Origin of the sequence: Shinella sp. SUS2 (assembly GCF_001262505.1) — a bacterium.
In the GTDB taxonomy this organism is placed as follows: Bacteria; Pseudomonadota; Alphaproteobacteria; order Rhizobiales; family Rhizobiaceae; genus Shinella.
The window spans coordinates 1-3,813 of the sequence record NZ_KQ410802.1 but is presented as its reverse complement, the minus strand read 5'-3'; the positions used below and the strand labels follow the sequence as shown (position 1 = coordinate 3,813).

The following is a 3,813-nucleotide window of genomic DNA, read 5'->3' as shown; positions in this document are numbered from 1 at the left end:
CCTCCGGTTTGCACCAGAGATTCAGATTCACCCCACTTTGGGAAGGCTAAAGAGTCGAAGTCAGCGAGGCGGCGTATTAGCCCCACCTTGAGGTTTTGCCTCAACTTGAGCCTAAACGTCCTGATAGCCGCCTGTTCTCAGGTTAGTTTGACGTGAGTTTGATGGACTGGGGGGGCTTCAGGGGCGTCCCCCGACGCTCCGCCTTGTTCAAGACAGCCTCGCGGCCGTCAACCTGGCTCTGGGTAAGCGACGTGCCGAAGTTGCCGGACGCGCGAGCGCGCACCGATGCAAAGAATGCGCTGCGGTTCATGGCGTTGTCCTTTGTGAGGGGAACGAAAGGATTGGTTAGTGAATTAACCTGCTGCGGCCGTTCCCATACGCGGCCTGCGTGAAGGACCCGGTTGAGCGCACGAGGGCGCTCCCGGGTCTGGATCTCGGAATGGAAGGCGCCACTGTGACTGCGAGGTGCCGATCTAGCCAAGCGCGGCCACTGGAAGGGTGTCGGAGCAAACTTGACCGTGGAGCGTATAGCTCACGCTCTCGGTCCTCACCTGAGGATATCCCCGCCGAGAGAAAGCCGGGGCCTGGTAGTCTGGAGCATGCCGGGTCTCGGCGCCTATCGCATCCGCGACGGGTCTCAACTACGGGATATCATCGGGATGATCCAAATTGGTGCTGTTCAGCAGCCAACATTGGGCAGATAGATTGACGGGCTGGCTGCACTTCCCGCCAGCATGAGACCCGGTTGAGTTCCCGGGGGTGTTCCCGGGTCTCGCACATCAATCCCAGAAGCCCTGGATGTTGATTGCTTCGAGCGCCGCGAGATCCGGCGCAGCAAGGATGAGAGCCGCGACGTCCGCCTCTCGATTGAAACACTCGTCGATATGCTGCACGCCAGCCGCCTTTATCGCCCGCAATGTCACCTGGTCGATGTCGATGTGGACGCCCGGCGCCGATTATAAATTCCCTTCAGGGGAGCAACATCTCCGGCTTTGGGTTCCCCGGCACGTTCACTCTATCTTTTCCACCTGCCCCGCTTCGGCGGGGCGTTTTTCTAAGCTACGAGTTGGAACTTCATAGGCGGCGCACGGTTACCTGTGCGCCTCCGCGACGGTCCCTCGTGGGGGTCTTGGGTGGGGCGGGCTTTCTAACTCAGCGGATGGCCCGCCTCTTTCTCTCCCGATAGAAACCTTCTGATTTTGAGGAAGTTGTTGCCGCGAGAGGTGTCCATGCCGCGATTTTTCTTTCACATTCGAGACAGCGATAGCTTTGAGATCGATCCGGAAGGGGTTGAATTCGATAGCGTCGAAGACGCCATCGTCGACGCTAAAGCAGCAGCCAGGGAAATGATGGCCGAGATGCTGCGCACCGGTCAGCCGCTAGATGGGCAGCGTTTTGAAATAGCCGACGAGCGCGGACGGGTGATTGAAATCCTCCCCTTCCGCTCGGTGTTGAATCTGCAGTAGCCCATCTCTCATGGCGGGTCTCCCCCTCGCTTATCGAGATCCGCCAGCAGCATTTCATACATGGCGATCCGGCGCCTTGCCTCGGCAGTAGCATCGTTCTCGCAACTCAGCGTCTTTTCAGTACCGCCGCCTCGAATGCCGTTTTGCTGCAAGTCGAGTATCGCTTGCTCGTTTTTTATCATCCGATGGAGACGGGAGCGAACATCCATACTGTCCTCAAAACCAATGCCATGCCATCCAGAAGCAGGCGTAGGCCGCTATGCCGATGACAAAGCAAAGCGCGATTTGCCGAGCCATGACGCAACGCCCCTCTGGTTCGATAAAGCAGGATGCAACGGAAGGGCGCAAGAGCCGAGCGAAGGGGCTACGTTAAGCGCACGCGGTTGCCGCCGGTATATTCGATATGCCTCTCATATTCGAGGAAGTCGAGCGCGTTGACAATCTGCTGCTCGGTAAAGCCTGCCGCCACAAGGGTAGGTCCGACAAGATAGAGGGCGATCGGGTTATCAGGCGTGCATCCCGCGGCAATCAGTTCGGCGAGGACGGCTTGCTTGCAGCGTTGATGGGTGGTCTGGTTCACGTCTTCCATCGTCAGCTCCTAATGACCGCCCTGTCCCGTACGCGTCGATGCCCGGCGCGCTTTGTACGGAGATCAAAATGTTCCGCATAACTGACGGCCAATGTGATTATGGAATGTTCTATGACCGAGAGGTAGCCGAAAGAATCGCGCAGGAGTTCCGTCGAGAGGGATTTGACGTGGATATTCGAGCGCTCGGCGATGGCGACGAGGAAGACTGACAGGCTTGGCCGGCCCTGTTAATTCCCCGCATTAGCAGGGCCCGCCGGCCGTGCGCTCAGCGAGTAGGAGCATACGGGTTTCTGCCTCACGCCCCACTTGTTTTACTCGTTCGGGGCCATAGTTACGCCCTTACCGCGCAATTGAGCGTTGGCTTAAGGAGTTGGGGCTTTGGCTACATCGGTTCTCGTCAGCATCTTGATTACCTTCCTCGTAATCGTGCTGGTCCTCTATCTCATCGGGCGGCTGCCTCTCGATGGACGTGCAAAGCAGATCGCGCAGGTTGTCGTCATCATCATCGGCATTGTCGCGCTGCTAAAGTACATCGCCGTCTTTTAGGAACTGAGGCGGGACGGCACAGTGCCATTGAGTGCGAGCCGTCCCGTCAACTCAGCCAGAATGTTCGATCCCAAACTGGAACAGCGCCTGCAATTTCTATGATGACGAGTCGTACACGCCGCGCCACATCGGGCGGCACGCGGCCGAGAATTATGATTGCCTGGGGTTCGAAGACCAGCTCAATTTTGTGCTGAGAGCAAAGCTCGTCATATGCGATAGCCGCTTTGATTGACGCGCGCAGGCCATAATCTTGCGCGCCGAAACCCGCTCCGAGAGATGCTTGAAACATCTCGCCCTCCATGTTTTCGAGATTTATTGAAAACAAAGATAAGCCCGCGATGTTCCATCGTCGGGAAGGAACAAGTAGCCGGGGCCCGGGTTGGTAAAAGTGGCCGATGCGGCTATGGTCTCCCCCGAGCCAACCATCGTTGTAGGGGTCCCAGTCTAGGCCGTACTGGGGGTCGTTTGCGGCACTTCGACGACCCCTTTTCCATTAATTGATCCTGAGGCACCATAATGGAAAACAGATCACGCGTTGCTATTGGGCGCCGGGTTTCCACGGTCCTGGCGATAGCGGCGATTTTGTTCCTTGCTTTCATGGCACTTCTGGGAGCGCTTACCCTCATGTGAGCCGACTTAGAGGCGGTCAGGCTCTCAATGTGGCCCGCTCATGACAAAACGGCACGATTTTGAAAGCGAGCCTGCGATCCTGACCGCTACCGTCCTGCCGCCTTCCCCAATTTTGCAAGCAAGGAAGGCTCTGCGCAGAAGCGAGCGGGCGTCGCCTCTGAATTTCGAAATATGAGATTGCGCCTGCAAGGTAATCTGGTCCCTGCTTTTTCCTTGCATTAGCGGGGCCGTCGCCCGCGGCTTGCCATTCATCGCTCAGCGAGTGCGGCACACGGGTTTCTGCCGCATGCCACACTCTGACCCGCTAAACCTATAGGGAAGCTGAGAGGGCTGATGGCGTTCTACAGATCAAGCGTGGCCCGATCAATTCGCCACCCATGACGGTCGAGGCTACGCCAGGAACTTGGACCATCTCCATGTCGAGATTTCCAACGGAAAACCTCACTTCGTCGGCTTCACCTGCGAAACCACTCTAGGCTTCGACGGAGCGTCCAGCCACTCAATCGTGAGCGCAACGAATGGCCCACGGCTTTCGTGATTGACTAAATAGGTTTCTGGCTCTCGGTCAGAACTTCTGCTTTG

Annotated in this window: 6 protein-coding genes; 3 read left to right on the top strand and 3 right to left on the bottom strand. The window is 57.5% G+C overall.

What is annotated here, in order from left to right; translation table 11 throughout:
- Positions 1-1,229: 1,229 nt before the first annotated feature.
- The gene (locus tag AKG11_RS33165; protein WP_023517445.1) at positions 1,230-1,466 is read left to right on the top strand and encodes a DUF6894 family protein; all 237 of its coding nucleotides are present in this window, start codon (positions 1,230-1,232) and stop codon (positions 1,464-1,466) included.
- Positions 1,467-1,474: 8 nt separating this feature from the next.
- Here AKG11_RS33165 and AKG11_RS33160 read toward each other — a convergent pair whose 3' ends face one another.
- Both AKG11_RS33160 and AKG11_RS33155 read right to left on the bottom strand, forming a co-directional pair.
- The gene (locus AKG11_RS33160) at positions 1,475-1,675 is read right to left on the bottom strand and encodes a hypothetical protein (RefSeq protein WP_024270740.1); all 201 of its coding nucleotides are present in this window, start codon (positions 1,673-1,675) and stop codon (positions 1,475-1,477) included.
- Between the two features lie 155 nt (positions 1,676-1,830).
- Positions 1,831-2,055: a hypothetical protein gene (locus AKG11_RS33155; RefSeq protein WP_024270739.1), complete on the bottom strand. Its 225-nt coding sequence runs from the start codon at positions 2,053-2,055 to the stop codon at positions 1,831-1,833.
- Positions 2,056-2,123: 68 nt separating this feature from the next.
- Here AKG11_RS33155 and AKG11_RS35035 point away from each other — a divergent pair, with 68 nt between their 5' ends.
- The gene (locus AKG11_RS35035; protein ID WP_156032018.1) at positions 2,124-2,264 is read left to right on the top strand and encodes a hypothetical protein; all 141 of its coding nucleotides are present in this window, start codon (positions 2,124-2,126) and stop codon (positions 2,262-2,264) included.
- Positions 2,265-2,433: 169 nt separating this feature from the next.
- On the top strand, positions 2,434-2,601 hold the full coding sequence (locus AKG11_RS35030; protein ID WP_024270738.1) for a Thivi_2564 family membrane protein: 168 nt from the start codon (positions 2,434-2,436) through the stop codon (positions 2,599-2,601).
- A 46-nt stretch (positions 2,602-2,647) separates the two neighbouring features.
- Here AKG11_RS35030 and AKG11_RS33150 read toward each other — a convergent pair whose 3' ends face one another.
- Positions 2,648-2,890, bottom strand: coding sequence for a hypothetical protein (locus AKG11_RS33150; RefSeq protein WP_024270737.1), 243 nt, complete (start codon positions 2,888-2,890; stop codon positions 2,648-2,650).
- Positions 2,891-3,813 lie beyond the last annotated feature (923 nt).